Below are 25,249 nucleotides of genomic sequence, written 5' to 3'. Positions count from 1 at the left end.
TCAGCCGCGGGCGCGCATCGCTCTGGCGTCTTCGGTTGTCATCGCGTGGCCCGCGTAGCCCCAGCTTCCGCTGTCGATCTCGTGAATGCGGATCGAGGTCGCCTCGGCCAGTGCCTGGCCGGCGACGCTGCCGAAGGCTTGCGTCACGCGGGCAATGATGTCCGATTTCTCGTCCGGGCTGAACACGCCCTGCATCACCTGGATGTCGATCAAAGGCATTGCTGACACTCCTGCTGCAATAGCGGAAGTGTCCCGTGCATAGCCGGACCTGTCCAGAGCCCGAAGGCCGTTCAGGCCTCGCGCCGGTCCTTGAAGGACATCTCGATGAAGGCCGGCGTGTGATCGCCCAGGCCCACCACGGCCTTGCCGTCATCCGAGCGGTCCGAGCGTGACCGGCGGCCACGCGACTTGCGTGGCTTCGCCTCTTCCTTGGCCTCGGGCGCCTCAGAAGCCTCGGGTGCCTCGGGCGTCTCGGCGGCTGTCGCTTCCAAGACTTCGGCCTCCTGCGGTTTCGGGGCCTTCTTGCGGCTCCGAGACCGACTGCGCTTGGGCTTTTCGTCACTCGGCGTCTCGGTTTCCGCGTCCGCCTCGGGCGTCGCGCCGGATTTCAACGGGTTGTCGATGCGCGGGATCTCGCGCTGCACCAGCCGTTCGATGTCCTCGAGGTTCTTCTCGTCGCGCGGCACGCAGATCATGATCGCCTTGCCGTCGCGGCCCGCCCGTCCCGTGCGCCCGATCCGGTGCACATAATCCTCGGCATGGCTCGGAACGTCGAAGTTGAAGACATGGCTGACCGAGGGCACGTCGAGCCCCCGCGCGGCGACGTCCGAGGCGATCAGGAAACGCAGGCTCCCGTCGCGGAACCCGTCGAGGGTCCGCGTGCGCTGGCTCTGGTCGAGATCGCCGTGGATCGGGGCCGCGTCGTAGCCGTACTTCTTCAGCGACTTGGCGACGATGTCGACGTCGACCTTTCGGTTGCAGAAGATGATCGCGTTGGTGCAGCGTTCGCCCTCGGCGTCGATCACGGCCCGCAGCAGGGCGCGTTTCTCGCTGGCCTCGCGGTCGCGGCGCGAGCCTTTGAACATGACCACGCCCTGTTCAATGTTCTCGCCGGTTGTGGCTTGGCGCGCCACTTCGATGCGTTCGGGGGCCGACAGGAAGGTGTTGGTGATGCGTTCGATCTCGGGCGCCATGGTGGCCGAGAAGAAGAGCGTCTGGCGCGTGAAGGGAGTCAGCGAGAAGATGCGCTCGATATCCGGGATGAAGCCCATGTCGAGCATCCGGTCGGCCTCGTCCACCACCATGATCTGCACGCCGGTCAGCAACAGCTTGCCACGTTCGAAATGGTCGAGCAGCCGCCCCGGTGTCGCGATCAGAACGTCGACGCCCTTGTCGATCAGCTTGTCCTGTTCCTTGAACGAAACGCCGCCGATCAGCAGCGCCTTGGTCAGCTTCACGTGCTTGGCATAGGTGTCGAAATTCTCGGCCACCTGCGCGGCAAGTTCGCGGGTCGGGCAGAGCACGAGGCTGCGCGGCATCCGCGCCCGCGCCCGTCCGCGGGCCAGCGCGGTGATCATCGGCAGCGTGAAGCTGGCGGTCTTGCCGGTGCCGGTCTGCGCGATGCCGAGGACGTCGCGCCCTTCGAGCGCGGGGGGAATCGCGCCGGCCTGGATCGGTGTGGGGGTTTCGTAGCCTGCTTCGTCGATGGCGCGCAGGACCTTGGGGTTCAGGTTCAGGTCAGAAAACTTTGTCATATGTGTCCGATGGTTGCGGACACTGACTTGGCCCGCTGCGTCTGGGACATGCCGGCCCGAACGGCCCTTGGGCGGCACCGGGCCGCGACATGCATGGCGTCCCATAGCAACAAGTGCGCGGGCGGTCAAACAGTTGTCATGTCAGAGGGTTATGCTGGGAAAATGGCGCGCCCGTCTTGCCGCTAGGTCAAGTTCAACCCGGCGTAGCAATCCGCGCGCGTCGAGGCGTGCCCGAAGGCCGGGGCTGTCGGCGCAGACCTCGTCGAAGAAGGCGCGCAGCCCCGCCTCGCCCTGTTCGCGTTCCAATCTGCAAAAAAGTTGGTGCAGGGTCAGGCCGCCGGGCTCCTGCGCGCCGGGCGGGATCAGGTCCGCACCGTAGGCGCCGTGGTCCCGGCGGTACACGTAGCTTGCGCGCCAGGCCTCCCAGGACGGTGCGTGGCAGTGCGCAAGCGCGAGGTCTTCGGGTTCCGCATCATCTCGAACCTGCGCATCGTCGCGGAAGGCGTGGTGGATGCGCAATTGCAGATCGGGCTGGCCGGTCCGCACGAGGATCTTGCCCGCAACATGGCTCAGGAAACCGCCGCGCACATGCGGCCCAAAGGTCGGGTAGAGCGCGCGCGCCACGCGCTGGCGTTCCGCCCCGCCCGGCACATGCGCCTTGAAGAGATCGGCCGAGCCCGCCAGTTGCTCCATCGGGCGCGCCCTCACGACCCGTGTCGCGCCCGGAAGCGCACCGAGGATCTCGGCGACCGGTCGGTCGGGTACCAGGAACTCGTCGTGGTCGAGATGCGCCAGCCAATCAACATCCGACGCCTGCCGGTAGGTGTGGGTCGCGTTCAACGCCTGCCGGACCTGATGCTTGCGCGGGCGGGGGCCGGTCAGCTCCTGCCAGTGCTGCGCGTTGCAGAAGGTCAGGCGGCATTTCGGGTGTGCGCGAAGCGCGGGCCGGACCTCGGGGCAGGGCGCGTCGAGCATCACCCAGACGCGGTGCGCGCCGATATCGAGATGGTAAGCGACGAAGTCGAGGATCGCCCGCGCGTCGGCTTTGATCGTGGCGACGATGCCCCAGGTGGTCACCTGGCCTGCTCTGCGGCCCGGCGCCTCACACCATCATTTCCTTGGTCGCCGACAGGGTCACGTCCGGGTAGTCGCGCTCGATCCGGTCGATGTCCCACTGCAGGCGTGTCAGGTAAACGATGTCGCCGTCATGGTCGTGGCTGATGTGCTGCTTGTTGGCTTCGGCGAATTTGTCGACCGCGGCACGTGCGCCGCTGACCCAGCGCGCCGAGGTGAATTGCGACGGCTCGAAGCGCACCGGAAGCCCGTATTCCTGCTCGATCCGGGCGGCCAGCACGTCAAACTGCAACTGGCCGACGACGCCGACAATGAACCCCGAGCCGATGGCCGGCTTGAAGACCTTTGCCGCGCCTTCCTCGGCGAACTGCATCAGCGCCTTTTCGAGGTGCTTGGCCTTCATCGGATCGCCCGCGCGTACGCCCTGCAGTAGCTCCGGCGCGAAGGACGGGATACCCGTCACCCGGATCGCCTCGCCCTCGGTCAGCGTATCGCCGATGCGCAGCTGTCCGTGGTTCGGAATGCCGATGATGTCGCCGGCCCAGGCTTCCTCGGCCAGTTCGCGGTCGGCAGCGAGAAACAGCACCGGGTTCGAGACCGCCATCGGCTTTTTAGTGCGAACATGCGTCAGCTTCATACCACGCAAGAAATGCCCCGAGGCGAGACGGACGAAGGCCACCCGATCGCGGTGCTTGGGGTCCATGTTGGCCTGCACCTTGAAGACGAAGCCCGAGACGTTCTTTTCCTCGGGCAGGATCTGGCGCGGCTCGGCGCTCTGGATCTGCGGCTCGGGTCCGTAGTTCGCGATCCCGTCCATCAGTTCCTTGACGCCGAAGCTGTTGATCGCGGAGCCGAACCAGATTGGCGTCAGGGTGCCCTCGTGCATCGACTTGAGATCCAGCGCGGGCAGCAATTCGCGCGCCATCTCGAGTTCCTCGCGCAGCGTCTCGAGCAGGGCCGCCGGCACATGCTCGGCCAGCTTCGGATCGTCGAGCCCCTCGATGGCGATGCTTTCGGCCACCCGGTTGCGGTCGGCGCGGTCCATCAGTTCCAGCCTGTCGCGCAGGATGTCGTAGCAGCCGAGAAAATCGCGGCCCTGCCCGATCGGCCAGCTGGCCGGGGTCACGTCGATGGCGAGGTTTTCCTGGATCTCGTCGATGATCTCGAAGACGTCGCGGCTTTCGCGGTCCATCTTGTTGCAGAAGGTCAGGATCGGCAGGTCGCGCATCCGGCAGACCTCGAAAAGCTTCTGGGTCTGGCTCTCGACGCCCTTGGCCCCGTCGATGACCATGACGGCTGCATCGACCGCCGTCAGCGTGCGGTAGGTGTCTTCGGAAAAGTCCGAGTGGCCGGGCGTGTCGACGAGGTTGAAGCGGAAGTCGCGGAAATCGAAGGACATGGCCGAGGCCGAGACCGAGATGCCGCGATCCTTCTCCATCTGCATGAAGTCCGACCGCGTGCGCCGCGCCTCGCCCTTGGCACGGACCTGTCCGGCCATCTGGATCGCGCCGCCGAAAAGCAGGAATTTCTCGGTCAGCGTGGTCTTGCCCGCGTCCGGGTGCGAGATGATCGCAAAGGTGCGGCGCCGGGCGATCTCCGGTGGCAGGTCGGGGCGGTTTGAGGTCTCGTCGCGCATGGCGGGCATATATTGAAGCGCGGCAGGCGGCGCAAGCGGCAGCGCCGCAGCGGTGTGCTGCCGGTTTCCGTCAGCAGGCAAGGGTTCGTATGCTTCCCCGACTCGCCTCGATGCGGTATCAGAACATTGCAAGAACATTTTGGAGGATCAAACTATGGACCTGAAGGAAATTGCAACCGAACTGGTGAAAGGCTGCCGCGAGGATCGCACCACCGAAAACCTCGACAAGCTCTATGCCGAGGACGCCGTGTCGGTCGAGGCGTTCGCGATGGAAGGCGGAAACGACCGCGAGGCCCGTGGCCGTGACGCGATCCGCGCCAAGCACGAGTGGTGGGAAAACGCGATGGAGGTCGACAGCGCCGAGACAAGCGACCCGATGCTTCATGGCGATGACCGGTTTGCCGTGACCTTCGCCTTCAAGGGCCGCGAGAAGGAGTCGGGACGCGAGATCGACATGAAGGAGGTCGGCGTCTACCACGTCAAGGACGGCAAGATCGTGCGCGAGGAATTCTTCTACACGGTCTGAGCCTTGCTCCTGTCGGGCGGGCTGTCCCGCCTGACACACCGTGGCCGCCCGGGGCTGGCGCCGGGGCGGCTGCGGGTGCTAGAGCGGTGTCGAACAAATTGAAGAGGTGAGACATGGATCTGGGGATCAAGGGAAAACGCGCGCTGGTCTGCGCGTCGTCGCGCGGGCTGGGCTACGGCTGCGCCAAGGCGCTGGCCGAAGCCGGTGTGGACGTGGTGATGAACGCGCGCCGTCCCGACGTGCTGGCCGAGGCGGCCAAAACGCTGCGTGATCTGACCGGCGCCGAGATCACAGAGGTCGCCGCCGACATCACGACCGATGAGGGGCGCGCCGAGGTTTTGGCGCAGGCCGGCGATATCGACATCCTCGTCAACAATGCCGGCGGCCCGCCGCCGGGCCTCTGGTCCGACTGGGACCGCGAGGATTTCATCAAGGCGCTCGACGCCAACATGCTGACGCCGATCGCGCTCATCAAGGCGCTGGTGCCGGGCATGATCGACCGCGGCTGGGGCCGGGTGGTCAACATCACCTCGCAATCGGTCAAGGCGCCCATCCCGCAGCTGGGGCTGTCGAACGCGGCGCGCACTGGGCTCACCGGCTATGTCGCGGGCACGTCGCGGCAGGTCGCGGGCAAGGGTGTGAACATCAACAACCTGCTGCCCGGCATCCACGACACCGACCGGGCAGAGGCGCTCGACGGACCGGTGGCGAAGTCCAAGGGCATCTCGCTCGACGAGGCCCGCGCGGCGCGGGCGGCGACCATCCCCGCCGGGCGCTACGGGACGGCCGAGGAATTCGGGGCGATGTGCGCCTTCCTCTGTTCGCAACACGCGGGCTTCATCGTCGGGCAGAACATCCTGCTCGATGGCGGCGCCACCAACGCGACGATCTGAGCGCATGGCCGACCGTTTCTCGCTGAAGGATCATCTCTTCAACGCCGAAACGGTCGGCCAGCTCGCCGGCGAATACGCCGCGGCGCTGCCGGGCTTCGACGCGGACTGCTTTCGCGAGGAGGCGCTGGCCGGGTTTGCCGACCGCGAGCTTCTGCAACGGCTTGACTGGCTGGCCGATTGCGCCGAACGCCAGTTACCGCGGGACTTCCCGGAGATGGCCGAGGCGCTCGAGGCGGCGATGCCCGCGCCGCTCGACCCTGCGCGCAGCGACGACGATTTCGGCCAGTTCATTCACGCCGTGCCCGGCATCCTCGCGGTCCGGCACGGACTGGAGGATCACCGCGAGCGCGCGCTCGACCTGATCCATGCGGCTACGCAACGTTTCTCGATGGAGTTCTACGTCCGCCCGTTCCTGAACCGCTGGCCCGAAGAGACGCTGGCCCGCCTCGCGGTCTGGGCGGAGGACAGGAACTACCATGTGCGTCGCCTCGTCAGCGAAGGCACGCGGCCGCGCCTTCCCTGGGCGAAGGCGGTGACGCTGACCCCATCGCTGACACTGCCGCTGCTCGACAGGTTGCACGGCGATATGACACGCTATGTCACCCGCTCGGTCGCCAACCATCTCAACGACATCGCCAAGAAAGAGCCCGCGACCGTGCTGGACCGGCTCGCAGACTGGCGAAAAGCGGGCCGGCAGGATGGGCGCGAACTGGCATGGATGGCGCGGCACGCCTTGCGCACGCTGGTCAAGCAGGGCGATGCCGCGGCATTGGCGCATCTTGGCTATTCGACCGAGGCGCCGGTCGAGGCGCGGCTGGAAATCGCAACGCCGTCGCCAAACATCGGAGACGTACTCGCCTTCACCTGTCATCTGAGCGCACCGGACCGGCTGCCTGTGCTGGTCGACTATCGCATTTCCTTCGCCCGACCCGGCGGCAAGCGGGCCGAGAAGGTCTTCAAGCTGAAACAGGCAGAGCTTGCGCCCGGCGAACCGCTCTCGATCTCGAAGAAGCACCGGCTGAAGGGCGACGCGACGACCTTCACGCTGCATCCCGGACGCCATGACCTCACCCTTCAGGTCAATGGCGTCGACCGTGCCACGGCCACGTTCGAGCTGCGCTGAACGGCGCGTTCCGGACGCTTGCGGGCTCCGGCGCGGGCTGGTAGCCCCATGCCCGAGCGATTTCATCGGAAAGCCCCCGGAGACCGGCTTGGACAGCAAAGCCCCACGCCTCGAGATCAGGAAGCTGCGACGCGTCATCGAGGGGCGCGCGGTGGTCAACGACGTCTCGCTCCAGATCCAGCCCGGGCAGGTGACTTGTCTTCTGGGTCCCTCCGGCTGTGGCAAGTCGACGACGCTGCGGATGATCGCCGGCGTCGAAATGCAGGATGCGGGCGAGATCTGGGTCGACGGGAACCTTGTCTGCGACACCGTTTTCCGCGTGCCGCCCGAGCGGCGCGAGATCGGGTTGATGTTCCAGGATTTCGCGCTGTTCCCGCACCTCAGCGTCGCCGACAACGTGGCCTTCGGCCTGCGGGCCGGCAGCAAGGTGGAAAAGCGCGCGCGGGTGGCCGAACTGCTCGAGCGGGTCGACCTGCTGCGTTTCATCGACGGCTATCCGCACGAGCTTTCGGGCGGCGAACAGCAGCGCGTCGCGCTGGCCCGGGCGCTGGCTCCGAAGCCGCGCATCATGCTGATGGACGAGCCTTTCTCGGGTCTCGACAACCGCCTGCGCGACGGCATCCGCGACGATACGCTCGACCTTCTGAAAGAGCAGGACACTGCGGTGCTGCTGGTCACGCACGAGCCCGAGGAGGCGATGCGCATGGCCGACGAGATCGCACTGATGCGCGACGGGCGCATCGTTCAGCAGGGCGCGCCCTACAACGTCTATACCCGGCCCGTCGACCGGGCCGCGGTGTCATTCTTCAGCGATACCAACCTCTTGCAGGCCCGGGTCGAGGGCGCGCTGGCCCAGACCCCCTTCGGGCAGTTCCTCGCGCCGGGCGTGGCCGACGGCACGCTGGTCGACATCGTCTTTCGGCCCCAGCACGTCCGCATCGATTTCGATCGCGGCGGGCAGGGGCCGTTGCCCACGGCCAGTGACGGCACGGCGGCGCGCGGCATCGTGGTGCGGTCGCGATTCATGGGCAACGAAAGCCTTGTCGAGTTCGCGATGGACCACGATGCCTCTGTGCTGAAGGCGACGGTGCCCAACGTCTTCCTGCCCAAGCCCGGCACGGTGATGTGGCTGACGGTCCGGCGCGACCGCTGTTTCGTCTTCCCGGCCAAGGGCTGACCCCGGGTCAGGGCACGTAGTCCGACAGCCGCTTGCCCGGCTCGTCGACGAAAAGCTCCGGCAGCGCCTCGGCGCTTTCGATCAAATCGACGCGGAAGACGCGGAACGCCGCGCGCAGCTCGCACCAGGCGGTCAGCGTCCAGACCCGTCCCCAGTATTCCATGTGCAGCGGACGCACGATGCGGTCGGTGCGCGACCCGTCCTTGGCGAGGTAGCAGAGACGCAATTTCTGGCGCGCCCGGATCGCCGCCCGCAGGGTGGGCATCTGGGCAAAGCCGCGCGCCGCGTCGGCGAAAGGGTAGACCGCGAATTTCCACGCGTCGGCCTCGGCCACCACCTGTGTCGGCAGCACCGCGTCGATCTTGTCGGCAAGGCTGAGCGCGGCGGCTTTCAACTCCTCGTCGGCGGCCTCCGAAACGATGGCGACCCCGAGGTTCAGCGCCTCGAGCTCGGCCACCGTGAGGGTCAGCGGCGGCAGGGTGATGGCCTCGCGCACCATGTAGCCGACGCCACGTTCGCCTTCGACAGGCACGCCTGAGGCGGCCAGCGTGTCCATGTCGCGGTAGATCGTGCGCGTCGAGACCTCGAGCCGCGCGGCGATGTCCTGCGCGCGGTGCAGCTTGCCGTCGCGCAGGATCTGGATGATGTCGAACAGGCGGTCCGTGCGGCGCATGGCCCTGTCTTAGCCCGCGTGCATTCCGCTAGTCCATCTGCAGGATCACCTCGGCATGGCGTATCTCGACACTGTCACCCGCAATCGCGGCGAGAAAGTCGGCCGCCTCCGGACGCCGCGGCATGTCGCGCGCTGCCGCTTCTGCCGCCTCTCGCGACGTCCAGAGGATGTGATCGGTCCAGCGCCCCTCGGCGTCGCGGCTGAGCGTGCGCGCGACCATCGCGCCGGTGTCGCGCAGGTAAGTCTCGAGCGCCCGGGCCGCGAGGACGAAGGCTGTCTCGTCCTGGCCTTCGGACAGGGAAAAAGTGACGATCTCGGCCACGTTGGCCGGTGCGCTGTCTTGCATTGGTATGTCCTTCTCGAATGCAGTTGCGTGGCTTTACCTCGCACATTACAACTGACATAAACCTGTCAGTTGTCTGCGGCGCGCGACCGCGCGTGACGGAAACCGCCCGGAAGTGCGGCGGATGCGGCGAATTGGCTCTTCCGTCCGGCAGGCGTCCTCGCCTAAAGACGATCACGACAGGCGTGCCGGGTTGCGGGGCGTCATGACAACGAAACGGGAGAGAATGCGATGCTGAACAATATCGGCCTGCCGGGCCTTCTGCTCATCGCCGTCGTGGTGCTGGTGCTTTTCGGCCGCGGCAAGATTTCGAGCCTGATGGGCGAGGTGGGCAAGGGCATCACTTCGTTCAAGAAGGGCATTTCCGAGGGCCAGGACGAGATCTCGAAATCCGAGGAGGCCAAGGACGTGACCCCGGAGGCCGAGAAGGACAAGGTCTGATCCATGTTCGACATCGGCTGGACCGAGATGCTGGTCATCGGCATCGTCGCCCTGATCGTGGTCGGACCGAAAGACCTGCCGGTCCTGTTCCGTTCGCTCGGGCAGTTCGTCGGCAAGGCCAAGGGCATGGCGCGCGAATTCAGCCGGGCCATGAACGATGCGGCGGATGAATCCGGCGTGCGCGACGTGCACAAGTCGCTCAACAAGTCACTGAAGGCGGCCACCAACCCGATGGGTTCGGCGATGGACGGGGTGAAGTCGGCGGCCAAGAGCCTCACCGATCTGGACCCCCAAAGCGAGACCGGCAAGCTGGCGCAAAAGCGGGCCGAGGACGTCAAGAAGGTGCAGGCGGCGACGGCGCGCAAGGCCGCCGAACGCAAGGCGCGCGAGGCCGAAGAGGCGATGAAGAAGGCTGACGAGGCCGAGGCGGCGCTCGAAGCCGCCAAGGCGGACGCTCCGGCGGAGAAGAGCACCTGATGAGCAGCCCCGACGACATCGACGACAGCGCGGCACCGCTGATCGAGCACCTTGCGGAACTGCGGACCCGGCTGATCCGCTCGGTTATCGCCTTCATCGTGGGCATGGTGCTGTGCTTTACCGTCGCCACGCCGATCTTCAATTTCCTGACCGCGCCGCTCTGCGAGGTGCTGTCCCAGCGCGGACAGGACTGCGACCTGATCTTCATCAGCCCGCAGGAAGGCTTCTTCGTGGCGATCAAGGTGTCGCTGCTGGGCGGCTTCATGCTGGCTTTCCCGGTCATCGCCCACCAGATGTGGCGCTTCGTGGCCCCCGGTCTCTACAAGAGCGAGAAGGGTGCCTTCCTGCCGTTCCTGATCTCGTCGCCGGTGATGTTCCTGCTCGGCGCGGCGTTTGCCTTTTACGTGGTAACGCCGCTGGCCTACGACTTCTTCCTCGGCTTTCAGCAGTTCGGCGAGGACGGCGAGGCGATCGCCGTGGGCGATCCGATGAACCAGCCGGGTCTCAGCGTGGTCTTTCAGGGCTCGGCGCAGGAGTATCTGAACCTCACGGTGAAGTTCATCGTGGCTTTCGGCATGTGCTTCCAGCTGCCGGTCCTGCTGACCCTGATGGGCAAGGCGGGCCTCGTCAGCGCCGAGGGGCTTGGCAACGTGCGCAAGTATGCCGTGGTCGCGATCCTCGTTCTGGCCGCACTTGTGACGCCGCCGGACGTGATCACGCAGGTGATCCTCTTCGTGGTCGTCTACGGGCTTTACGAGGTCTCGATCTTCCTGGTCCGGCGCGTGGAAAAGACGCGCGAGGCCAAGCTGCGCGCCGAAGGCGTCTGGTTCGAGGACGATGACGATCCCGAAGCCGCCGAGGATTTCGGGGACATCGAGGCGGGTGACGAGGGCAGGGCCCGGTGAGTTCGGACCCGATGGAACGTATCGCCGCGGCGCTGGAGCGCATGGCTCCGGCGCCGCAGCCCGCACCGGACTTCGCCCGGGCCGCGGCCTTCGTCTGGCACGTCGCGCCCGACCGGCTGGAGCCTGTGGCGCGGGTGTCGCGGATCGACATCGGGCTTCTGGTCGGCGTCGACCGGTCGCGCGATACGCTGCTCGCCAACACCGCCCAGTTCGCCCGCGGCCTGCCGGCCAACAACGCCCTTTTGTGGGGTGCCCGTGGCATGGGAAAATCGAGCCTGGTCAAGTCGATCCATGGCGCTCTGAACGTAAAGCATGAAGACCTGAAGCTGGTCGAATTGCAGCGCGAAGACCTGCCCTCGGTCGGGCGCCTGCTCAACCTGCTGCGCGACCGCCCGCAGCGGTTCATCCTGTTCTGCGATGACCTGAGCTTTGGGCACGACGACGCCCATTACAAGAGTCTCAAGGCGGTGCTCGACGGCGGCATCGAAGGCCGGCCGGACAACGTGGTGCTTTATGCCACCTCGAACCGGCGTCACCTGATGCCGCGCGACATGATCGAGAACGAGCGTGGGTCGGCGATCAACCCCAGCGAGGCGGTCGAAGAAAAGGTCTCGCTCTCCGACCGGTTCGGGCTCTGGCTGGGCTTCCATCCCTGCGACCAGGACCAGTACCTGGCGATGATCCGCGGCTATTGCGATGCCTACGGGGTCAGCATCGACGACGAGACGCTGCGCGCCGAAGCCGTCGAGTGGCAGGCGACGCGCGGCGCGCGTTCGGGGCGCGTGGCCTGGCAGTATTTCACCGACCTCGCCGGGCGGCGCGGCGTTGCGCTCGATGCGCCGCGTGATGCGATCCCGGCCGGCTGAGCGCTACTGGAGATAGGGCAGCGGGTCGACGGAATCGAAGCCCTTGCGCACCTCGAAATGCACATAGGCGTCGCCGCCCGGACGCAGCTTGGCGATGTTCTGCCCGCGCGAGACGCTGTCGCCCTTCTTGACCGAGACGCCGTCGACATTGGCATAGACCGTCAGCAGGTTCGCATCGTGGCGCACCACGATGATCGGCACGCCGTCCGCGCTTTCGGTGATGGCCGCGACCGTGCCGCCCTCGGCGGCCTTCACCGGCGCGCCGGCGTTGCCCTTGATGTCGATGCCTTCGTTGCGGCCCTTGCTGTACTCGCGGATGATCGAGCCCGAGACCGGGAATACCATGCGCGCGTTGTTTCCGGCGCTCTGCTGCCCGACATCGGCGACGGGTTTTGCAGGTTGCGCGGGCTCGGCCGTCTTCAGCGGCGCCTCGTCGGCGGGCGGCAGCGGCGTGGCGGCACTGGGCGGCGTGGGCGTCGGCGATCCGGTTCCCGGGGCCGTGACGACGGCATCCGCGGTCGGTGCCGACGGCGGGTTCTGTTGCGCCACCGGGATCAGCAGGAACTGGCCCTCGCGCACCGCGAGGTTCGCACCGAGCCCGTTCCACTCGGCCAGCGACTTGACCGGGACCCCGTAAAGACGCGCGATGGAATAGGCCGTCTCGCCGCGCTCCACCCGGTGCCTTGCAGGCTCGGCGCCGCGCGGGGCGGGGGCCGCCTGCGCCGGGGGCAGGGCTGCGGTCTGCACGCCGGGCGACGTCGCGGGCGCGCGGTTGATGGCGTTGCCGGCCACCGTGGTGATGTCGACCGAGCCCGGCGAGCCTGCGGGCGGTTCGGCCACGCGGGTCGGCAGGGCCACGACTTCGCCGCGGCGCAGGGGGGCGGTCGGTTCGATGCCGTTGAACCGCGCGAGTTCGGCGGAGGAAAGGCCGAGCCGCGTGGCGATGCTCTGGACCGTGTCGCCCTGGTTGGCGACGGCGACCTGGTAGTTGGGATAGGAGATCACGCCTCGTGCATCCGGTTCAGGGCGCGCGGTGGTCTGGACCTGTGCCGCCTCGGCCGTCGAGAAGCCGCCGCCGAGGCCGCGCAGATCGTAGTCGAGCGGTTCGTTGCAGGCCGTGAGTGCTGCCAGCGCGACAACGCCAAGAGGCGCAAGGCGTCGGCGGGGCTGAATGGAGAACCCTGTCATCTGCTGTTCCTCATCTGTCGCCCTCGTGATCCTCCGGGGCGTGGTTTTGCCTCTTTATAGCAGCTTATCCGTCCTTGCCCAAGCCTTCGAGCAGCGGCACGAAGCGTACCGGGCGCAGTTCCTCGTAGTCGAAACCGCTGTCCTGCTTGCGCACCACGATCAGGTGCTGGACGGCGTCGGACTGGCCTACCGGCAGGACCATGATGCCGCCGACCTTGAGCTGCTCCATCAGCGGGCCCGGCGGGTCCTCGGCGGCGGCCGTCACCAGGATACGGTCGAAGGGAGCCTGGTCGGGCAGCCCGTGGCTGCCGTCGCCGGTGATCGTGGTGATGTTGGCAAGGCCCAGGTGGTCGAAGACGTCGCGGGCCTCGCGCACGAGGCGGCGGTGACGGTCGATGGTGTAGACGCGGCGCGCCAGCTTGCTGAGGATCGCCGCCTGGTAGCCCGAGCCGGTGCCGATCTCGAGCACCTTGTCGCGCGGGCTGACATGCAGCGCCTGGGTCATCAGCCCGACGACCGACGGCTGCGAGATGGTCTGGCCGCAGGCGATCGGCAGCGGCATGTCCTCGTAGGCGCGTTCCGAGAAGATGCCGCGGATGAATGGCCCGCGGTCGATCGCCTCCATCGCCGAGAGCACCCTACGGTCGGTGACGCCCTTCGAGCGCAGCGCGTAGAGGAACTGCATCTTGCGTTCGGCGTCGTCCGTCATGTCGCAATGCCTGCCAGAGCGTCCATCGTCTCGTGCGCGGTGAGATCGGCGCGCATCGGGGTGACCGAGATGTAGCCGTCGAGGTTGGCCGCGGCATCACTGCCGGGGTCGGTCGCGATCTGCTGGTCGCCGCCGCGGATCCACAAGAAGCGCCGCCCCGAGGGCGACAGGTGCGGCTCGGTCGAGAAGCGGGTGCCGCGCCGGTAGCCCTGCACGGCCAGCCGGGTGCCCTTGACCGCTTCGGCCGGGACGGGCGGGAAGTTGACGTTGTAGAACAGCCGGTAATCGGCGCCCTCGTCGGGGTCGTGGGCGAGGATGCGGCGCACGGTCTCGGCGCCATGCGCCGCGGCGGCCTCGAAAGGGTTGTCGAGCCCGGCATTGGCCGGCCCGTAGTATTGCGACAGCGCCACCGCGGGAATGCCTTGCAGGGCGGCTTCCATCGCGCCGCCGATGGTGCCGGAATACAGCGTGTTCTCGGCCGCGTTGTTGCCGCGGTTCACGCCGGAGAGCACCAGGTCGGGCGGCGCGTCGGCCATCACCTCGTGCAGGCCGGCGAGCACGCAATCGGCCGGCGAGCCTTCGGCGGCGTAGCGGCGCGTCTCCATCTCGATGATCATCATCGGGTGGGTGTAGCTGATGCAATGGCCGACGCCGGACTGCTCGAAGGCGGGGGCCACGGTCCAGACCTCGCCGCCGGGTCCGGCGAGATCGGTCGCGATATCCGCCAGGACCTTCAGTCCGGGCGCGTTTATCCCGTCGTCATTGGTGATGAGAATGCGCATCCGTCGCCCCTTTTGGCCTTGATAGGCGAGGGGGCAACGGGCGGCAAGCCGGGGCTGTGCGGCAGGGACGAATTCAACCGGTCTGGTGTGGCATCGCGAGCGGAACGACCGTCCGGAGCGCCGGTTTGCGCCTGCGGGAGCCTCCGGCGGGGATTCTTTCGAACCAGAGAGGGTGGGTCGTGTCTAGAGCGCGGCGAGGATCGCGGCAGCCTCGTCGGCGCAGGCCGAGAGCGCGGCGCGGTCCTCGCCGGGAAAGAAACGGGCGCGGGTGGCGGTGGGCATGGCCTGCGGGGCGCCGATGACGACCCGGGGTCCGGTGCGGGCGGTTTCGGCGGCCCAGCTGCGAGCCAGGGCGATCTGCGCGACCTTGGTCGCACCGTAGCTGCCGAAGAACTTCTCCCCCGCGCGCGGGTCCTCGAAGAAGACCGCAGTGCCCTCTGCGCCAAGCAAGGGGGCCACGAAACGGATCAGGCGTGCGGCAGCGGTGACGTTGCAGTCGACGGAATTGGCGAAATCCTTGCCGTCGAGGTGGTCGGCCGGGGCCAGCGGGGCAGCGTGCACCGCGCAGTGCAGCCAGAGGTGGAGCCTGCCCCAGCGGTCGTGGATGCTGCGACAGAGCGTCGCCATGGCGCCCTCGTCGGTCACGTCCATCGGCGCCAGGGTGGCGCTGCCGCCGCGCGCCTGGATGCGGTCGTCGAGCTCTTCCAGCGCGCCGGTGGTGCGGGCGACGGCGATGACGTGGTGGCTGGCGGCAAGCGCCTCGGCGAGCGCGGCGCCGAGGCCGCGCGAAGCGCCGGTGATCAGAGCGGTCTGCGTGTTCATGTTCGGGTGATGCGCGCGAATGGCGGCGGCGTCAATGCCCGGCCCGCGGCTCAGCTGTCGGGCAGGTGCAGGACGGTGTTGCGGCTGCCGCGGCGGAGCGCGATCTTGTCCTCGGCGATGGCGACGACGCGGGCGCCGCCGACCGTGTCGCCGGTCTCGACCCGGGCGATGCGCCCGTTCGACAGGCGCAGCAGCGCGCCCATCGCGCCGGGGCGCCCGAAGACGCCGATCAGGGTGGTGTTTTCGAAACGTACGCTGGTCGTGGCGTGTTTCGCCACGGTGGAATTGGTCTGTGATGCCATTTGAATGCCTTCGGGCCACCGCCTGCGGCGGAGCCCCGGTTCGGGAGGGGTTGGAGGGGTGACGCCGGGCGCTATCACGCGTGGCCGGGACGGCGAAAGTCGATTCGCAGGCGCTGCGCGAGGCTTTGCCGATGACCTTGGGTCAACTGCTGCCTATTCGGCGGCTTCCTTCATCCGGAAGCCCTGATCGATCTGGTCGGCCGGGGTGACGGGGTATTCGCCGGAGAAACAGGCGTCGCAATACTGCGGCTGCGCCGCGTCGCGACCGCGCGTCTCGCCGACGGCGCGATAAAGACCGTCGAGCGAGATGAAGCGCAGGCTGTCGACCTGCAGATGTTCGCGCATCTCGTCCTCGGACATGGTCGCGGCCAGCAGTTTTTCGCGCTGGGGGGTGTCGACGCCGTAAAAGCAGGGCCAGGCCGTCGGCGGCGAGGCGATGCGGAAATGCACCTCCTTGGCGCCGGCGTCGAGGATCATCTCCTTGATCTTGCGGCTGGTGGTGCCGCGCACCACCGAGTCGTCGACGAGGATCACCCGCTTGCCCTGGATCAGCGCGCGATTGACGTTGAGCTTGAGCCGGACGCCCATGTTGCGGATCTGCTCGGTGGGCTCGATGAAGGTGCGGCCCATGTACTGGTTGCGGATGATGCCCATCGCGTAGGGAATGCCGGACTCGAGGCTGTAGCCGATCGCCGCCGGCGTGCCGCTGTCGGGCACCGGGCAGACGATATCGGCGTCGACGGGGGTCTCCTTGGCCAGTTCGCGACCGATCGCCTCGCGGGTCTCGTAGACCGAACGCCCGCCGAGGATCGAGTCGGGGCGCGAGAAATAGACGTGTTCGAAGATGCAGAAGCGCGGCTTGCGCGGACGGAAGGGAAAGGCGCTTTCCACGCCCTCGGCGGTGATCACCACCATTTCGCCGGGTTCGATCTCGCGCACGAACTCGGCGCCGATGATGTCGAGCGCGCAGGTTTCCGAGGCGAGCACCCAGGCGCCGGCGCCCGCCGCGCCGACGCGGCCCAGCACAAGCGGGCGCACGCCCAGCGGATCACGTACGCCGATCAGCTTGGTGCGGGTCATGGCAACGATCGAGAAGGCGCCCTCGACCCGTCGCAGCGCATCCTCCATGCGTTCGGGGATATTGCGTTGCAGCGAGCGGGCCATCAGGTGGATGATGCATTCGCTGTCCGACGAGCTCTGGAAGATCGAGCCGCGCTCGATCAGTTCCCGGCGCAGCGCGTTGGCGTTGGTGATGTTGCCGTTGTGCGCGATCGCGGCGCCGCCCATGGCGAACTCGCCGAAGAAGGGCTGCACGTCGCGGATCGCGGTCTGGCCCTTGTTGCCGGCTGTGGAATAGCGCACGTGTCCGATGGCGAGCGATCCGGGCAGGGTCTCCATCACCGACTGCGAGGTGAAGGTGTCGCGCACGTAGCCGAAACGCCGCGCGGACTGGAACCCGGCCGCGGCATCGTAGCTGACGATGCCGCCGGCCTCCTGTCCGCGGTGCTGCAGGGCGTGCAGGCCGAGGGCCACGAAACTGGCCGCGTCGGCGACGCCCAGCACACCGAAGACCCCGCATTCCTCGCTGAGCTTGTCCCCATCGCCCGCGTCGCGCAGGTAGGACGTGTCGAACGGGTTGGCGGGGGGCATGATCTTGGACAAGGGCGCGCTCCGAATCCGGTGGGCTTGGTCCACTATGTAGGGATTGGTGTGTCCACTGTCACGAGTCGAAGCCGATTGCCAGCGCAAATGCGGACGCCGGAGACACGCCTGCCGCGGGATCAGTCGCGACGGGTCGGGAACGCGGCGCTGTGGCACGGCGCAGCCTGCGCGGGCGCGCGTCGGTGATGCCGGTCAGGGGACCACGGAGCGGGGCGGCAGGTACCGCGCGGTCTCGGGTGGTGACGCACGCAGAGGGGCGCCGTGGGCCCTTTTCATCAACGTCGGGGGCCCGTGGGTCCGGTCGTCGCCGAGGTGCTCGAAGTGCCATCTCTCGGCATCGGGTACGGACGATACATGGATCAGGGCCCCGGTTTCCGCATAGACGGGTTGCGTTTTGTCGAAAATGAACTCGACCACTTCACGAGCCGGTCAACAGGATTTCCAACCTTCGCGACCGGTCGGCGCGATTTTGCCTGTCATGTCAGCGGGTTGTCGCGAAGATCTCAGGTTTCCACAGACGCCTCGTTCGCCGTCAGGCGCTGCAGGAGGCGACCAGCGTCTCGTAGCGCGTGGTCAGCCAGCCCAGGGCTTCTTCGGGGTTGGTTTCCTCGATCTGCTGGGTGAAGCGGCTGAACACGGCGGACGACCGGCTCTCGTCGACGATCGTGTAGGACTGGCTGGTGATCACGGTTTCGTAGACGAAGAAGGCGATGGCCACGAGCAGGACGCCACGCACGACGCCGAAGAGAAAGCCGAGCCCCTGGTCGACGCCGCCGAGCGCCGAGCGCTGCACGACGGTCGAGAACAGCGGCGTGAAGAGCGAGACGATAATCAGCGCGACGGCAAAGACCAGCGTGAAGGCGGCAATGATCGACAGTTCGCAGCTGTCAGACAGGAATTCACCGACGACGGGCAATTCGCGCACGATGGGTTCGACCTGCGGGGCGAAAAGGAACCCGAGGACCGCCGCGGCGACCCAGCCGACGATCGCCATGATCTCGCGCACGATCCCGCGCCCGTAGGCCAGCAGGGCCGACAGCACGATGACCAGCGCGACCACGCCGTCGATGATGGTGAAACCTTCCATACGCTTCTTGCCTTTCGCTTGTGACGCTCACCCGGCGCCAAAGATCTCGCCGACAAAGCCGGTCAGGTCGGACATGGTGGCGAGGTTGATGCCCCGCACGCCGCTCGCCTTGCCGCCTGCCGGGGCGATGGCGGAGGTGAAACCAAGTTTTTGCGCTTCTTTCAACCGCAATTCGGTCTGGGCGGCGGGACGCAACGCACCGGAAAGAGAAATCTCGCCGAAAACCACCGTGTCCGCAGGCAGGGCCGAGTCTTCGCGCGCCGAAAGCAGTGCGGCCGCCACCGCCAGATCGGCCGCAGGCTCGCCGACCTTCAGCCCGCCGGCGACATTGAGATAGACGTCGAGCCCGGCGAAGGGGATGCCACAGCGCGCCTCGAGCACGGCGAGGATCATCGCAAGCCGCCCGCCATCCCATCCGACGACCGTGCGGCGCGGCTGCGAATGCGGGGTCGGCGCGACCAGCGCCTGGAACTCGACCAGCACGGGCCGCGTGCCCTCGATCCCGGCGAAGACCACCGATCCCGCCGCCGGCTGGCCGCGTTCCGACAGGAACAGCGCCGAGGGGTTCTGGACCTCGGCGAGCCCCGCGCCGGTCATCTCGAAGACACCGATTTCGTCCGCCGGTCCGAAGCGGTTCTTTACCGCGCGCAGGATGCGGAACTGGTGGCCGCGCTCGCCTTCGAAATAAAGGACCGTGTCGACCATGTGCTCGACCACGCGGGGCCCTGCGATCTGGCCTTCCTTGGTGACGTGACCCACGAGGATCACCGAAATGCCCTTGCGCTTGGCGAAACTTGTCAGTTCGTGCGCGGCGGCCCGCACCTGGCTGACCGAGCCCGGCGCGCTTTCGACGTTGTCGGCCCACATGGTCTGGATCGAGTCGATGATGGCGAGCCCGGGCTTCTCTGCCTCGAGCGTGGTCAGGATGTCGCGCAGGTTGGTCTCGGCGGCCAGTTGCACAGGCGCGTCCGCCAGCCCAAGACGTTTGGCGCGCATCCGCACCTGCGCGCTGGCCTCTTCGCCCGAGACGTAGATCGTCTTGAGCCCGGCACGCGCGAACTGCGCCGCGGCCTGCAGCAGAAGGGTCGACTTGCCGATGCCCGGATCGCCGCCGACGAGGATCGCCGAGGCGGGGACCAGGCCACCGCCCAGCACGCGGTCGAGTTCCTCAATCCCGGACCGTGCGCGCGGCGGCGGCGCCTCTTCCGTCGCGAGGTCGGTCAGGGTCACCGTGCTGCCGCGCTTGGCCCCGAGCGATTTCGCGGGCCCGGTCGAGATGCCTGCGTCCTGCTGGATGGTATTCCAAGCGCCGCAAGCCTCGCAGCGCCCGGACCACTTGGAATGGACTGCGCCGCAGGCCGTGCAGGAGTAGGAGGGAGATTTCGCCATGCGCCCCTAGATGCCTCAGAGGCGGCGGGTGGGCAACGCCAATGTCACCGTTGCCCGCGCTCGGTGCGCCAGCCGATCCAGAGCGACGCCAGGATCAGCGCGGTGAAGAGATAGAGCCCCCAGGCGACCTCGACGCGGCCCACGCCGACGCCCTTCGCGATCACCACGTAAAGCGCGATGAGGAAGATGTCGGCCATCGCGAGCCGCCCGACGAGCGCGAGCGGCCGCGCCAGCCATGCCGGGGCACGGCCAAACTGCACGAGAGCCAGTCCAATGGTCTTGGCGTAGGGCGCTATGAAACCGAAGAGACCGACAACGAGGGCGAGGAAGACATCGCTGTCCCACAGCGCGCGAAATCCCGTCACCACCGAGATCTCCGACAGCGAGAAGAACGGAAGCAATCCCGCGCGCAGCAGCGGGGCAGTCCAGGCGACGGGATAAAGAACGAGCAGGGCGAGGGTCAGCCAGCGCATGGCGGCAGGCATGGAACCGCCGCCCGAGGCTGTCAAGCCGATGCAGCTATGGACCGGGCTGCAGGCTCGGAAACGGGCGCGTGGCGGTGCCTTCGCGTCAGGCGCGCAGGCTGGCTCAACGTTTTGACTCGCCTGAGGAATGGGAGGATACTTGGCGCAACCGCGCCGAGGGAGACGGCCCGACCGGGTCGGCGGCGCGACAGACGGGAGGGCATATGGGCAAGCACGTTCTGCTGGTGGAGGACGAGGCCAACATCATCGAGGCGATCCGCTTCCTGCTGAGCCGCGACGGCTGGCAGGTCGACACCCACGCAAACGGCGCCGATGCCGTCGAGGTAATCCGCGACATGGCCCCCGATCTGGTGGTGCTCGACGTCATGCTGCCCGGACGCAGCGGCTTCGACATCCTGACCGATTTGCGCGCCGACCCCGAGACGGCCGAACTGCCGGTGCTGATGCTGACGGCCCGCGGCCAGAGCCGGGACCGGGACCTCGCCGAGAAAGCCGGCGTGAGCCGTTTCATGACCAAGCCCTTCTCGAATGCCGAGGTGCTCAAGGCGGTGCGGGACCTGGTGAGCCTACAGCAGCAGCGGGCCTGAGCCCGTGGCGCGCGGACGCTCGCCCCTGTTTCTCGAGCGCCGTGGCTACCGTGTGCGCCGGCTGATGGACGCAGTGCGGTTCTGGCCGGTCATCGGCCTCGTGCTCTGGATGTTGCCCTTGCTCTGGCCGCGCGCGGATGCGCCGGACCCGATGCCCATGTCCGAGGCGCTGATCTACCTCTTCGGGGTCTGGATCGTGCTGATCGCAGGCTCGCTGCTGGCCTGGGTGCTGCTGCGCCGCGCGCCGCAGCAGACCGAGCCTGACCCGCCCCGGCAGGATCGCGGCTGATGGCCTCTCTCAATACGCTGATAGTCGTCTGCCTGGCCTATGTGGCCTTCCTGTTCGGCGTCGCCTTCGCCACCGAACGCGCCGGGGTGCGGGGGCGCGCGGGGTGGCTGTTGCGCTCGCCGTTGGTCTACACGCTGTCGCTGTCGATCTACTGCACCGCCTGGACCTTCTACGGCGCCGTCGGTTATGCCGCGCGCTCGGGGCTGGAATACGTCACGATCTACCTCGGGCCCAGCCTGGTGATGGTCGGCTGGTGGTGGGTGCTGCGGCGTCTGGTGCGGATCGGGCGCAGTCACCGCGTCACCTCGATCGCCGACCTGATTTCCTCGCGCTACGGCAAGTCCAACACGCTCGCCATCGTGGTGACACTCATGGCCGTGATCGGCGTCACGCCTTACATCGCCCTTCAACTTCAGTCGGTGACACTGTCGCTGGGCATTTTCGCGGGATCGGAAAGCGCCGCCGCCATCGACACCGCTGCCGCCGCCTTCTGGGTCGCGGTGGGGCTGGCGCTTTTCACCGTGCTTTTCGGCACCCGCAACCTCAACGCCAACGAACGCCACCACGGCGTGGTCATCGCCGTGGCCGTCGAGGCGGTGGTCAAGCTGATCGCGCTTCTTGCCGTCGGCATTTTCGTGGTCTGGGGCGTCGCCGGCGGGCTCAAGGACACGCTGGCCCGCATCGACGCCTCGCCCATCGGTGTCTGGCAGACCGAGGGTAGCCGCTGGGCGACACTGACCATTCTTTCCGCCGCCGCCTTCCTCTGCCTGCCGCGCATGTTCCAGGTCATGGTGGTCGAGAACGACGACGAGAACCACCTCAAGATCGCAAGCTGGGCTTTCCCGCTTTACCTGATGCTGATGAGCCTCTTCGTCGTGCCGATCGCCGTGGTCGGGCTCGACCTGCTGCCGCCGGGATCGAACCCGGACCTTTTCGTGCTCTCCGTCCCACTCAGCCAGGGCCGCGAGCAGCTGGCCATGCTGAGTTTTCTCGGCGGCTTCTCCTCGGCCACCTCGATGGTGATCGTTGCCACGCTGGCGCTCTCGACGATGGTATCGAACCACGTGGTCATGCCGATCTTCCTCGCGATCGGGCAGGGCGGTGCGACGCAATCCGGTGACGTGCGTCACGTGGTCATCATGGCGCGGCGCCTGTCGATCCTCGTGATCATCGCGCTGGGATACGTCTACTACCGCGCCTCGGGCGGCTCGGGGGCGCTGGCGGCCATCGGGCTCATCTCCTTCGCCGGTGTCGCCCAGTTCCTTCCCGCCGCAGTGGGCGGCATCTTCTGGCGCGGCGCCACGCGCGCCGGGGCGCTGGCCGGCCTCGTCACGGGCTTCGCGGTCTGGGTCTACGCGATGCTGCTGCCCAGCTTCGGTCCCGGCGCGCTCATGGGCGAGGCGCTGCTGTCACAGGGTCCCTGGGGCATCGGCTGGCTGCGCCCGCAACAGCTGTTCTGGAGTCCCGGGCTCGATCCCACGGTGCATGCCGTGTTCTGGAGCCTGTCGCTCAACGTCGTGGTCTTCGCCTTCGTGTCGATGCTGACCTTTCCGCAGCCCATCGAACGGTTGCAGGGCGCGCAATTCGTCAACGTCTTCGACCATTCCGGCCCGACGCGCGGCTGGAACGCCTCGGTGGCCGAGAGTGAAGACTTGATGATCATGGCCCAGCGGATCCTCGGCGCGGACGAGGCGCGGACGTTCTTCCAGGACGCCGCGCGCGCGCAGGGGCTTGACGGGCACTTGCCGGAACCGACGCCCGAGTTCGTCGAGCGCCTCGAGCGCACGCTCGCCGGCTCGGTGGGGGCGGCCACGGCGCACGCCATGATCGGCCAGATCGTCGGCGGCACCTCGGTATCGGTGCGCGACCTGCTGGCGGTGGCCGACGAATCCGCGCAGATGCTGGAGTATTCCAGCCAGCTCGAAGCCAAGTCGCGCGAGCTCAGCCAGACGGCGGCCCAGCTGCGCGACGCCAACGCCAAGTTGACCCAGCTGTCGCTGCAAAAGGACGCCTTTCTCAGCCAGATCAGTCACGAGCTGCGCACGCCGATGACCTCGATCCGCGCGTTTTCCGAGATTCTGCGCGATCACGACGGGTTGCAGTCCGCGGAAAAGGCGAAATACGCCGGCATCATCCACACCGAGGCGATCCGCCTGACGCGCCTGCTGGACGATCTGCTCGACCTGTCGGTGCTGGAGAACGGGCAGGTGGTGCTGAACCGGCAGTCCGGAACGCTCGACGCTGTGCTCGACCACGCGATCACCACCGCGCAGGCCAGCGAGACGCGCCCGCTGACGATCGTCCGCGACCGCGCCGCCGAGCGGATCGCGCTCGACACCGATCTCGACCGGCTTGCGCAGGTCTTCATCAACCTCATCACCAACGCCCAGAAGTATTGCGCCGCCGACGTGCCCGAACTGCGTATCGAGGTGCGGGCCGGCGACGACAGCGTCGAGGTCGACTTCATCGACAATGGCGCGGGCATCCCCGAGGACGCCCGCGAAATGATGTTCGAGAAGTTCTCGCGTATCGGCGCCACCGACAGCAACGGCGCGGGCCTCGGCCTTGCGATATGCCGCGAGATCATGGGCCGGCTCGGCGGCGACGTGATCTACCGGGACGGCACCGGGGGCACGGCCTTCCGGGTCATCCTGCCGCGCCCGCGGGCACTTGCCGCGCAATAGGCGACGGCGCCCGTTTCGGTGAAAGGCAATGGTAACCAATGCCCGCTATGCCGGTTTCCGGACAGTCTTTCGCCTCCGGGTGACTTGCGAAACGGGACGGTGAGCCGCCGATGTCAGCATTGCAGCGCATGGCCCGCTCGGGCCGGGAGGAACATCAGGCGCGGGCCATGTCCGTGCCCAAGGCGATGCGTCTTGCTGTGGCGCGCTCGGCGGACCGGATGCTCAACCTCGCCCTCGCGGTGATCGGCGCCACCAAGGAGCTTGCCGAGGCGGTGGACGCCATGGAAGGTCTCGATGGGAGTGGTCTGATGCTGCTGCTCGACGGACCGGACCGGACGGTGGGCGCTGCGGTGCTCGACGCGAACCTCGTCACCGCGCTGATCCAGCAGCAGACCACCGGCAAGGTGCTGCCCGACACGCCGCCCGAGCGGGCGTTCACCGCGACCGACGCGGCGCTCTGCGCGCCGCTGGTCGATGACGTGCTCGCCGGCGCCACGGCGCTGCTCGAAACTGCCGAGGATCGTGAGGTGCTAGATGGGTTTGCCTATGGCGCGCGCGTCGACAACCAGCGGCTCCTCGAACTGGCGCTCGAAGCCCCGGTCTATGCGATCGTGCGCACCACGATCGATATTGCCGGGGGCCTGCACCAGGGCGCCTTGACCCTCTACCTGCCGAGGCCCGAGCGGCGCCAGCGCGCCAGACCGCGCATCAAACGCGCGCCGCAGGCGGAGGCGCCGACCGAACTCTCGCCGATGCACCAGGTCGTGCTGTCCCTCAACGCCGACCTGTCGGTGGTGCTGCACCGCTTCCGCATGCCGTTCTCGCGGCTTTCCGCACTGTCGCCGGGCGATTGCGTCCCGCTGCCACACGACGCGTTCCCGGAGGTCGAGCTTTGCGTGCCGGGCGGGCGCGTGCTGACCCGTGGAACGCTGGGGCAGGCCAAGGGACGGCGCGCGCTGCGCCTGTCCGCGCTGTCCGGACCGGCAAGTCACACTCTGACCGCGAATGAGGCGGCGGATTTTGCGGGCGACGCGGACGGCATGACCCTCGACGGAGAGCTTGCAAGCCTCGACGGTCCGGGCTCCGAAGGGCTGCCGGAGATGCCCGACATCGACACGTTGCCAGAGCTTGGCGATCTGCCCGACCTCGAGACTGCCACGGCATCCGATGAAGCGTCGGATCCCGGGGCGCTGTCGGGGCTTGGGGACTTGCCGGATCCGGATACGCTGGCCGATCTGCCAGACCTCCCCGATTTGCCCGATCTGCCGGATCTGTCTGATCTGCCCGAACTCGACGCGCTGCCCGACCTCGACGCCAACAGCTAGGCGTCGCGTCCGGGTGACCGGCACGCGCCGTGCAAGGCGCTGGCCGATCC

The 25,249-nt window shown here is 67.5% G+C and carries 27 protein-coding genes; 12 read left to right on the top strand and 15 right to left on the bottom strand.

Going from position 1 to position 25,249, the window contains the following annotated elements; genetic code table 11:
• From R5H30_RS02685 to R5H30_RS02670, 4 genes are all read right to left on the bottom strand, one after another.
• Window positions 1–219, bottom strand: coding sequence for a tautomerase family protein (locus tag R5H30_RS02685; RefSeq protein ID WP_318326446.1), 219 nt, complete (start codon window positions 217–219; stop codon window positions 1–3).
• A gap of 71 nt (window positions 220–290) precedes the next feature.
• A complete protein-coding gene (locus R5H30_RS02680) occupies window positions 291–1,754 on the bottom strand; it encodes a DEAD/DEAH box helicase (protein WP_318326445.1) in 1,464 nt (487 codons plus the stop codon).
• A gap of 141 nt (window positions 1,755–1,895) precedes the next feature.
• A complete protein-coding gene (locus tag R5H30_RS02675) occupies window positions 1,896–2,831 on the bottom strand; it encodes a glycosyltransferase family 2 protein (protein WP_318326444.1) in 936 nt (311 codons plus the stop codon).
• 25 nt (window positions 2,832–2,856) lie between these two features.
• Window positions 2,857–4,464, bottom strand: a complete 1,608-nt coding sequence (locus tag R5H30_RS02670; protein WP_318326443.1) for a peptide chain release factor 3 — start codon at window positions 4,462–4,464, stop codon at window positions 2,857–2,859.
• Window positions 4,465–4,618: 154 nt separating this feature from the next.
• On the opposite strand from R5H30_RS02670, the gene R5H30_RS02665 reads away from it, so the two are divergent.
• The 4 genes from R5H30_RS02665 to R5H30_RS02650 all read left to right on the top strand — a co-directional run bounded on the left by R5H30_RS02665 (window position 4,619) and on the right by R5H30_RS02650 (window position 8,183).
• Window positions 4,619–4,990: a SnoaL-like domain-containing protein gene (locus R5H30_RS02665; RefSeq protein ID WP_318326442.1), complete on the top strand. Its 372-nt coding sequence runs from the start codon at window positions 4,619–4,621 to the stop codon at window positions 4,988–4,990.
• Window positions 4,991–5,103: 113 nt separating this feature from the next.
• Window positions 5,104–5,883 (top strand): SDR family oxidoreductase, encoded by a 780-nt coding sequence (locus R5H30_RS02660; RefSeq protein WP_318326441.1) that lies wholly within the window; start codon window positions 5,104–5,106, stop codon window positions 5,881–5,883.
• A gap of 4 nt (window positions 5,884–5,887) precedes the next feature.
• Window positions 5,888–7,006, top strand: a complete 1,119-nt coding sequence (locus R5H30_RS02655) for a YhaZ family DNA alkylation repair protein (protein ID WP_318326440.1) — start codon at window positions 5,888–5,890, stop codon at window positions 7,004–7,006.
• An 88-nt stretch (window positions 7,007–7,094) separates the two neighbouring features.
• Window positions 7,095–8,183 (top strand): ABC transporter ATP-binding protein, encoded by a 1,089-nt coding sequence (locus R5H30_RS02650; RefSeq protein ID WP_318326439.1) that lies wholly within the window; start codon window positions 7,095–7,097, stop codon window positions 8,181–8,183.
• A gap of 7 nt (window positions 8,184–8,190) precedes the next feature.
• Here the strand turns inward: R5H30_RS02650 and R5H30_RS02645 are convergent, their stop codons facing one another.
• Together R5H30_RS02645 and R5H30_RS02640 are read right to left on the bottom strand one after the other, a co-directional pair.
• Entirely contained in the window at window positions 8,191–8,856 is a 666-nt protein-coding gene (locus tag R5H30_RS02645) for a helix-turn-helix transcriptional regulator (protein ID WP_318326438.1), read from the bottom strand.
• Between the two features lie 28 nt (window positions 8,857–8,884).
• On the bottom strand, window positions 8,885–9,202 hold the full coding sequence (locus tag R5H30_RS02640; protein ID WP_318326437.1) for a hypothetical protein: 318 nt from the start codon (window positions 9,200–9,202) through the stop codon (window positions 8,885–8,887).
• A 228-nt stretch (window positions 9,203–9,430) separates the two neighbouring features.
• On the opposite strand from R5H30_RS02640, the gene tatA reads away from it, so the two are divergent.
• Genes tatA through R5H30_RS02620 form a run of 4 tightly spaced genes read left to right on the top strand, consistent with a single transcriptional unit; the run spans window position 9,431 to window position 11,888 of the window.
• Window positions 9,431–9,640: a twin-arginine translocase TatA/TatE family subunit gene (gene tatA / locus R5H30_RS02635; RefSeq protein WP_318326436.1), complete on the top strand. Its 210-nt coding sequence runs from the start codon at window positions 9,431–9,433 to the stop codon at window positions 9,638–9,640.
• Window positions 9,641–9,643: 3 nt separating this feature from the next.
• Window positions 9,644–10,117 (top strand): Sec-independent protein translocase protein TatB, encoded by a 474-nt coding sequence (gene tatB, locus R5H30_RS02630; RefSeq protein WP_318326435.1) that lies wholly within the window; start codon window positions 9,644–9,646, stop codon window positions 10,115–10,117.
• On the top strand, window positions 10,117–11,022 hold the full coding sequence (gene tatC, locus R5H30_RS02625) for a twin-arginine translocase subunit TatC (RefSeq protein WP_318326434.1): 906 nt from the start codon (window positions 10,117–10,119) through the stop codon (window positions 11,020–11,022). Before tatB ends, tatC begins: the two co-directional genes overlap by 1 nt.
• Window positions 11,019–11,888 (top strand): ATP-binding protein, encoded by an 870-nt coding sequence (locus R5H30_RS02620; protein WP_318326433.1) that lies wholly within the window; start codon window positions 11,019–11,021, stop codon window positions 11,886–11,888. The genes tatC and R5H30_RS02620 overlap by 4 nt, the downstream gene beginning before the upstream one ends.
• Window positions 11,889–11,891: 3 nt before the next feature.
• On the opposite strand, the gene R5H30_RS02615 is transcribed toward R5H30_RS02620, so the two are convergent.
• The 9 genes from R5H30_RS02615 to R5H30_RS02575 all read right to left on the bottom strand — a co-directional run bounded on the left by R5H30_RS02615 (window position 11,892) and on the right by R5H30_RS02575 (window position 20,302).
• Window positions 11,892–13,076 carry a peptidoglycan DD-metalloendopeptidase family protein gene (locus R5H30_RS02615; protein ID WP_318326432.1) on the bottom strand — a complete coding sequence of 395 codons (1,185 nt, stop codon included), beginning with the start codon at window positions 13,074–13,076 and terminating at the stop codon, window positions 11,892–11,894.
• A gap of 64 nt (window positions 13,077–13,140) precedes the next feature.
• Window positions 13,141–13,785 carry a protein-L-isoaspartate(D-aspartate) O-methyltransferase gene (locus R5H30_RS02610; RefSeq protein WP_318326431.1) on the bottom strand — a complete coding sequence of 215 codons (645 nt, stop codon included), beginning with the start codon at window positions 13,783–13,785 and terminating at the stop codon, window positions 13,141–13,143.
• Window positions 13,782–14,567, bottom strand: a complete 786-nt coding sequence (gene surE, locus R5H30_RS02605) for a 5'/3'-nucleotidase SurE (protein ID WP_318326430.1) — start codon at window positions 14,565–14,567, stop codon at window positions 13,782–13,784. Before surE ends, R5H30_RS02610 begins: the two co-directional genes overlap by 4 nt.
• A 183-nt stretch (window positions 14,568–14,750) precedes the next feature.
• Window positions 14,751–15,389 carry an SDR family NAD(P)-dependent oxidoreductase gene (locus R5H30_RS02600; protein WP_318326428.1) on the bottom strand — a complete coding sequence of 213 codons (639 nt, stop codon included), beginning with the start codon at window positions 15,387–15,389 and terminating at the stop codon, window positions 14,751–14,753.
• A 50-nt stretch (window positions 15,390–15,439) separates the two neighbouring features.
• Window positions 15,440–15,691 carry an amidophosphoribosyltransferase gene (locus R5H30_RS02595; RefSeq protein ID WP_318326427.1) on the bottom strand — a complete coding sequence of 84 codons (252 nt, stop codon included), beginning with the start codon at window positions 15,689–15,691 and terminating at the stop codon, window positions 15,440–15,442.
• Between the two features lie 153 nt (window positions 15,692–15,844).
• On the bottom strand, window positions 15,845–17,341 hold the full coding sequence (purF, locus tag R5H30_RS02590) for an amidophosphoribosyltransferase (RefSeq protein ID WP_318326770.1): 1,497 nt from the start codon (window positions 17,339–17,341) through the stop codon (window positions 15,845–15,847).
• A gap of 544 nt (window positions 17,342–17,885) precedes the next feature.
• Window positions 17,886–18,440 carry a CvpA family protein gene (locus tag R5H30_RS02585; RefSeq protein ID WP_318326426.1) on the bottom strand — a complete coding sequence of 185 codons (555 nt, stop codon included), beginning with the start codon at window positions 18,438–18,440 and terminating at the stop codon, window positions 17,886–17,888.
• A 27-nt stretch (window positions 18,441–18,467) separates the two neighbouring features.
• Entirely contained in the window at window positions 18,468–19,829 is a 1,362-nt protein-coding gene (radA, locus tag R5H30_RS02580; RefSeq protein WP_318326425.1) for a DNA repair protein RadA, read from the bottom strand.
• A 44-nt stretch (window positions 19,830–19,873) separates the two neighbouring features.
• Entirely contained in the window at window positions 19,874–20,302 is a 429-nt protein-coding gene (locus R5H30_RS02575; protein WP_318326424.1) for a paraquat-inducible protein A, read from the bottom strand.
• 215 nt (window positions 20,303–20,517) lie between these two features.
• On the opposite strand from R5H30_RS02575, the gene R5H30_RS02570 reads away from it, so the two are divergent.
• From R5H30_RS02570 to R5H30_RS02555, 4 genes are all read left to right on the top strand, one after another.
• Window positions 20,518–20,901 carry a response regulator transcription factor gene (locus tag R5H30_RS02570; protein ID WP_318326423.1) on the top strand — a complete coding sequence of 128 codons (384 nt, stop codon included), beginning with the start codon at window positions 20,518–20,520 and terminating at the stop codon, window positions 20,899–20,901.
• A 4-nt stretch (window positions 20,902–20,905) separates the two neighbouring features.
• Window positions 20,906–21,190 carry a hypothetical protein gene (locus tag R5H30_RS02565; protein WP_318326422.1) on the top strand — a complete coding sequence of 95 codons (285 nt, stop codon included), beginning with the start codon at window positions 20,906–20,908 and terminating at the stop codon, window positions 21,188–21,190.
• On the top strand, window positions 21,190–23,874 hold the full coding sequence (locus R5H30_RS02560; RefSeq protein ID WP_318326421.1) for an ATP-binding protein: 2,685 nt from the start codon (window positions 21,190–21,192) through the stop codon (window positions 23,872–23,874). The genes R5H30_RS02565 and R5H30_RS02560 overlap by 1 nt, the downstream gene beginning before the upstream one ends.
• Before the next feature lie 110 nt (window positions 23,875–23,984).
• On the top strand, window positions 23,985–25,199 hold the full coding sequence (locus R5H30_RS02555; RefSeq protein ID WP_318326420.1) for a FliM/FliN family flagellar motor switch protein: 1,215 nt from the start codon (window positions 23,985–23,987) through the stop codon (window positions 25,197–25,199).
• Window positions 25,200–25,249 lie beyond the last annotated feature (50 nt).

The organism is Roseobacter sp. FCG-D35 (genome assembly GCF_033436665.1).
GTDB lineage: Bacteria > Pseudomonadota > Alphaproteobacteria > Rhodobacterales > Rhodobacteraceae > JAWQFO01.
This window is presented reverse-complemented; position numbering and strand designations above follow the sequence as displayed.

What these genes read in the sequence shown, in the direction of transcription:
- R5H30_RS02685 (WP_318326446.1), bottom strand. Translation starts at nt 219, where the DNA reads ATGCCTTTGATCGACATCCAGGTGATGCAGGGCGTGTTCAGCCCGGAC.
- R5H30_RS02680 (WP_318326445.1), bottom strand. Translation starts at nt 1,754, where the DNA reads ATGACAAAGTTTTCTGACCTGAACCTGAACCCCAAGGTCCTGCGCGCC.
- R5H30_RS02670 (WP_318326443.1), bottom strand. Translation starts at nt 4,464, where the DNA reads ATGCGCGACGAGACCTCAAACCGCCCCGACCTGCCACCGGAGATCGCC.
- R5H30_RS02665 (WP_318326442.1), top strand. Translation starts at nt 4,619, where the DNA reads ATGGACCTGAAGGAAATTGCAACCGAACTGGTGAAAGGCTGCCGCGAG.
- R5H30_RS02660 (WP_318326441.1), top strand. Translation starts at nt 5,104, where the DNA reads ATGGATCTGGGGATCAAGGGAAAACGCGCGCTGGTCTGCGCGTCGTCG.
- R5H30_RS02655 (WP_318326440.1), top strand. Translation starts at nt 5,888, where the DNA reads ATGGCCGACCGTTTCTCGCTGAAGGATCATCTCTTCAACGCCGAAACG.
- R5H30_RS02645 (WP_318326438.1), bottom strand. Translation starts at nt 8,856, where the DNA reads ATGCGCCGCACGGACCGCCTGTTCGACATCATCCAGATCCTGCGCGAC.
- R5H30_RS02640 (WP_318326437.1), bottom strand. Translation starts at nt 9,202, where the DNA reads ATGCAAGACAGCGCACCGGCCAACGTGGCCGAGATCGTCACTTTTTCC.
- tatA (WP_318326436.1), top strand. Translation starts at nt 9,431, where the DNA reads ATGCTGAACAATATCGGCCTGCCGGGCCTTCTGCTCATCGCCGTCGTG.
- tatB (WP_318326435.1), top strand. Translation starts at nt 9,644, where the DNA reads ATGTTCGACATCGGCTGGACCGAGATGCTGGTCATCGGCATCGTCGCC.
- tatC (WP_318326434.1), top strand. Translation starts at nt 10,117, where the DNA reads ATGAGCAGCCCCGACGACATCGACGACAGCGCGGCACCGCTGATCGAG.
- R5H30_RS02615 (WP_318326432.1), bottom strand. Translation starts at nt 13,076, where the DNA reads ATGACAGGGTTCTCCATTCAGCCCCGCCGACGCCTTGCGCCTCTTGGC.
- R5H30_RS02610 (WP_318326431.1), bottom strand. Translation starts at nt 13,785, where the DNA reads ATGACGGACGACGCCGAACGCAAGATGCAGTTCCTCTACGCGCTGCGC.
- surE (WP_318326430.1), bottom strand. Translation starts at nt 14,567, where the DNA reads ATGCGCATTCTCATCACCAATGACGACGGGATAAACGCGCCCGGACTG.
- R5H30_RS02600 (WP_318326428.1), bottom strand. Translation starts at nt 15,389, where the DNA reads ATGAACACGCAGACCGCTCTGATCACCGGCGCTTCGCGCGGCCTCGGC.
- R5H30_RS02595 (WP_318326427.1), bottom strand. Translation starts at nt 15,691, where the DNA reads ATGGCATCACAGACCAATTCCACCGTGGCGAAACACGCCACGACCAGC.
- purF (WP_318326770.1), bottom strand. Translation starts at nt 17,341, where the DNA reads ATGCCCCCCGCCAACCCGTTCGACACGTCCTACCTGCGCGACGCGGGC.
- R5H30_RS02585 (WP_318326426.1), bottom strand. Translation starts at nt 18,440, where the DNA reads ATGGAAGGTTTCACCATCATCGACGGCGTGGTCGCGCTGGTCATCGTG.
- radA (WP_318326425.1), bottom strand. Translation starts at nt 19,829, where the DNA reads ATGGCGAAATCTCCCTCCTACTCCTGCACGGCCTGCGGCGCAGTCCAT.
- R5H30_RS02575 (WP_318326424.1), bottom strand. Translation starts at nt 20,302, where the DNA reads ATGCGCTGGCTGACCCTCGCCCTGCTCGTTCTTTATCCCGTCGCCTGG.
- R5H30_RS02570 (WP_318326423.1), top strand. Translation starts at nt 20,518, where the DNA reads ATGGGCAAGCACGTTCTGCTGGTGGAGGACGAGGCCAACATCATCGAG.
- R5H30_RS02560 (WP_318326421.1), top strand. Translation starts at nt 21,190, where the DNA reads ATGGCCTCTCTCAATACGCTGATAGTCGTCTGCCTGGCCTATGTGGCC.
- R5H30_RS02555 (WP_318326420.1), top strand. Translation starts at nt 23,985, where the DNA reads ATGTCAGCATTGCAGCGCATGGCCCGCTCGGGCCGGGAGGAACATCAG.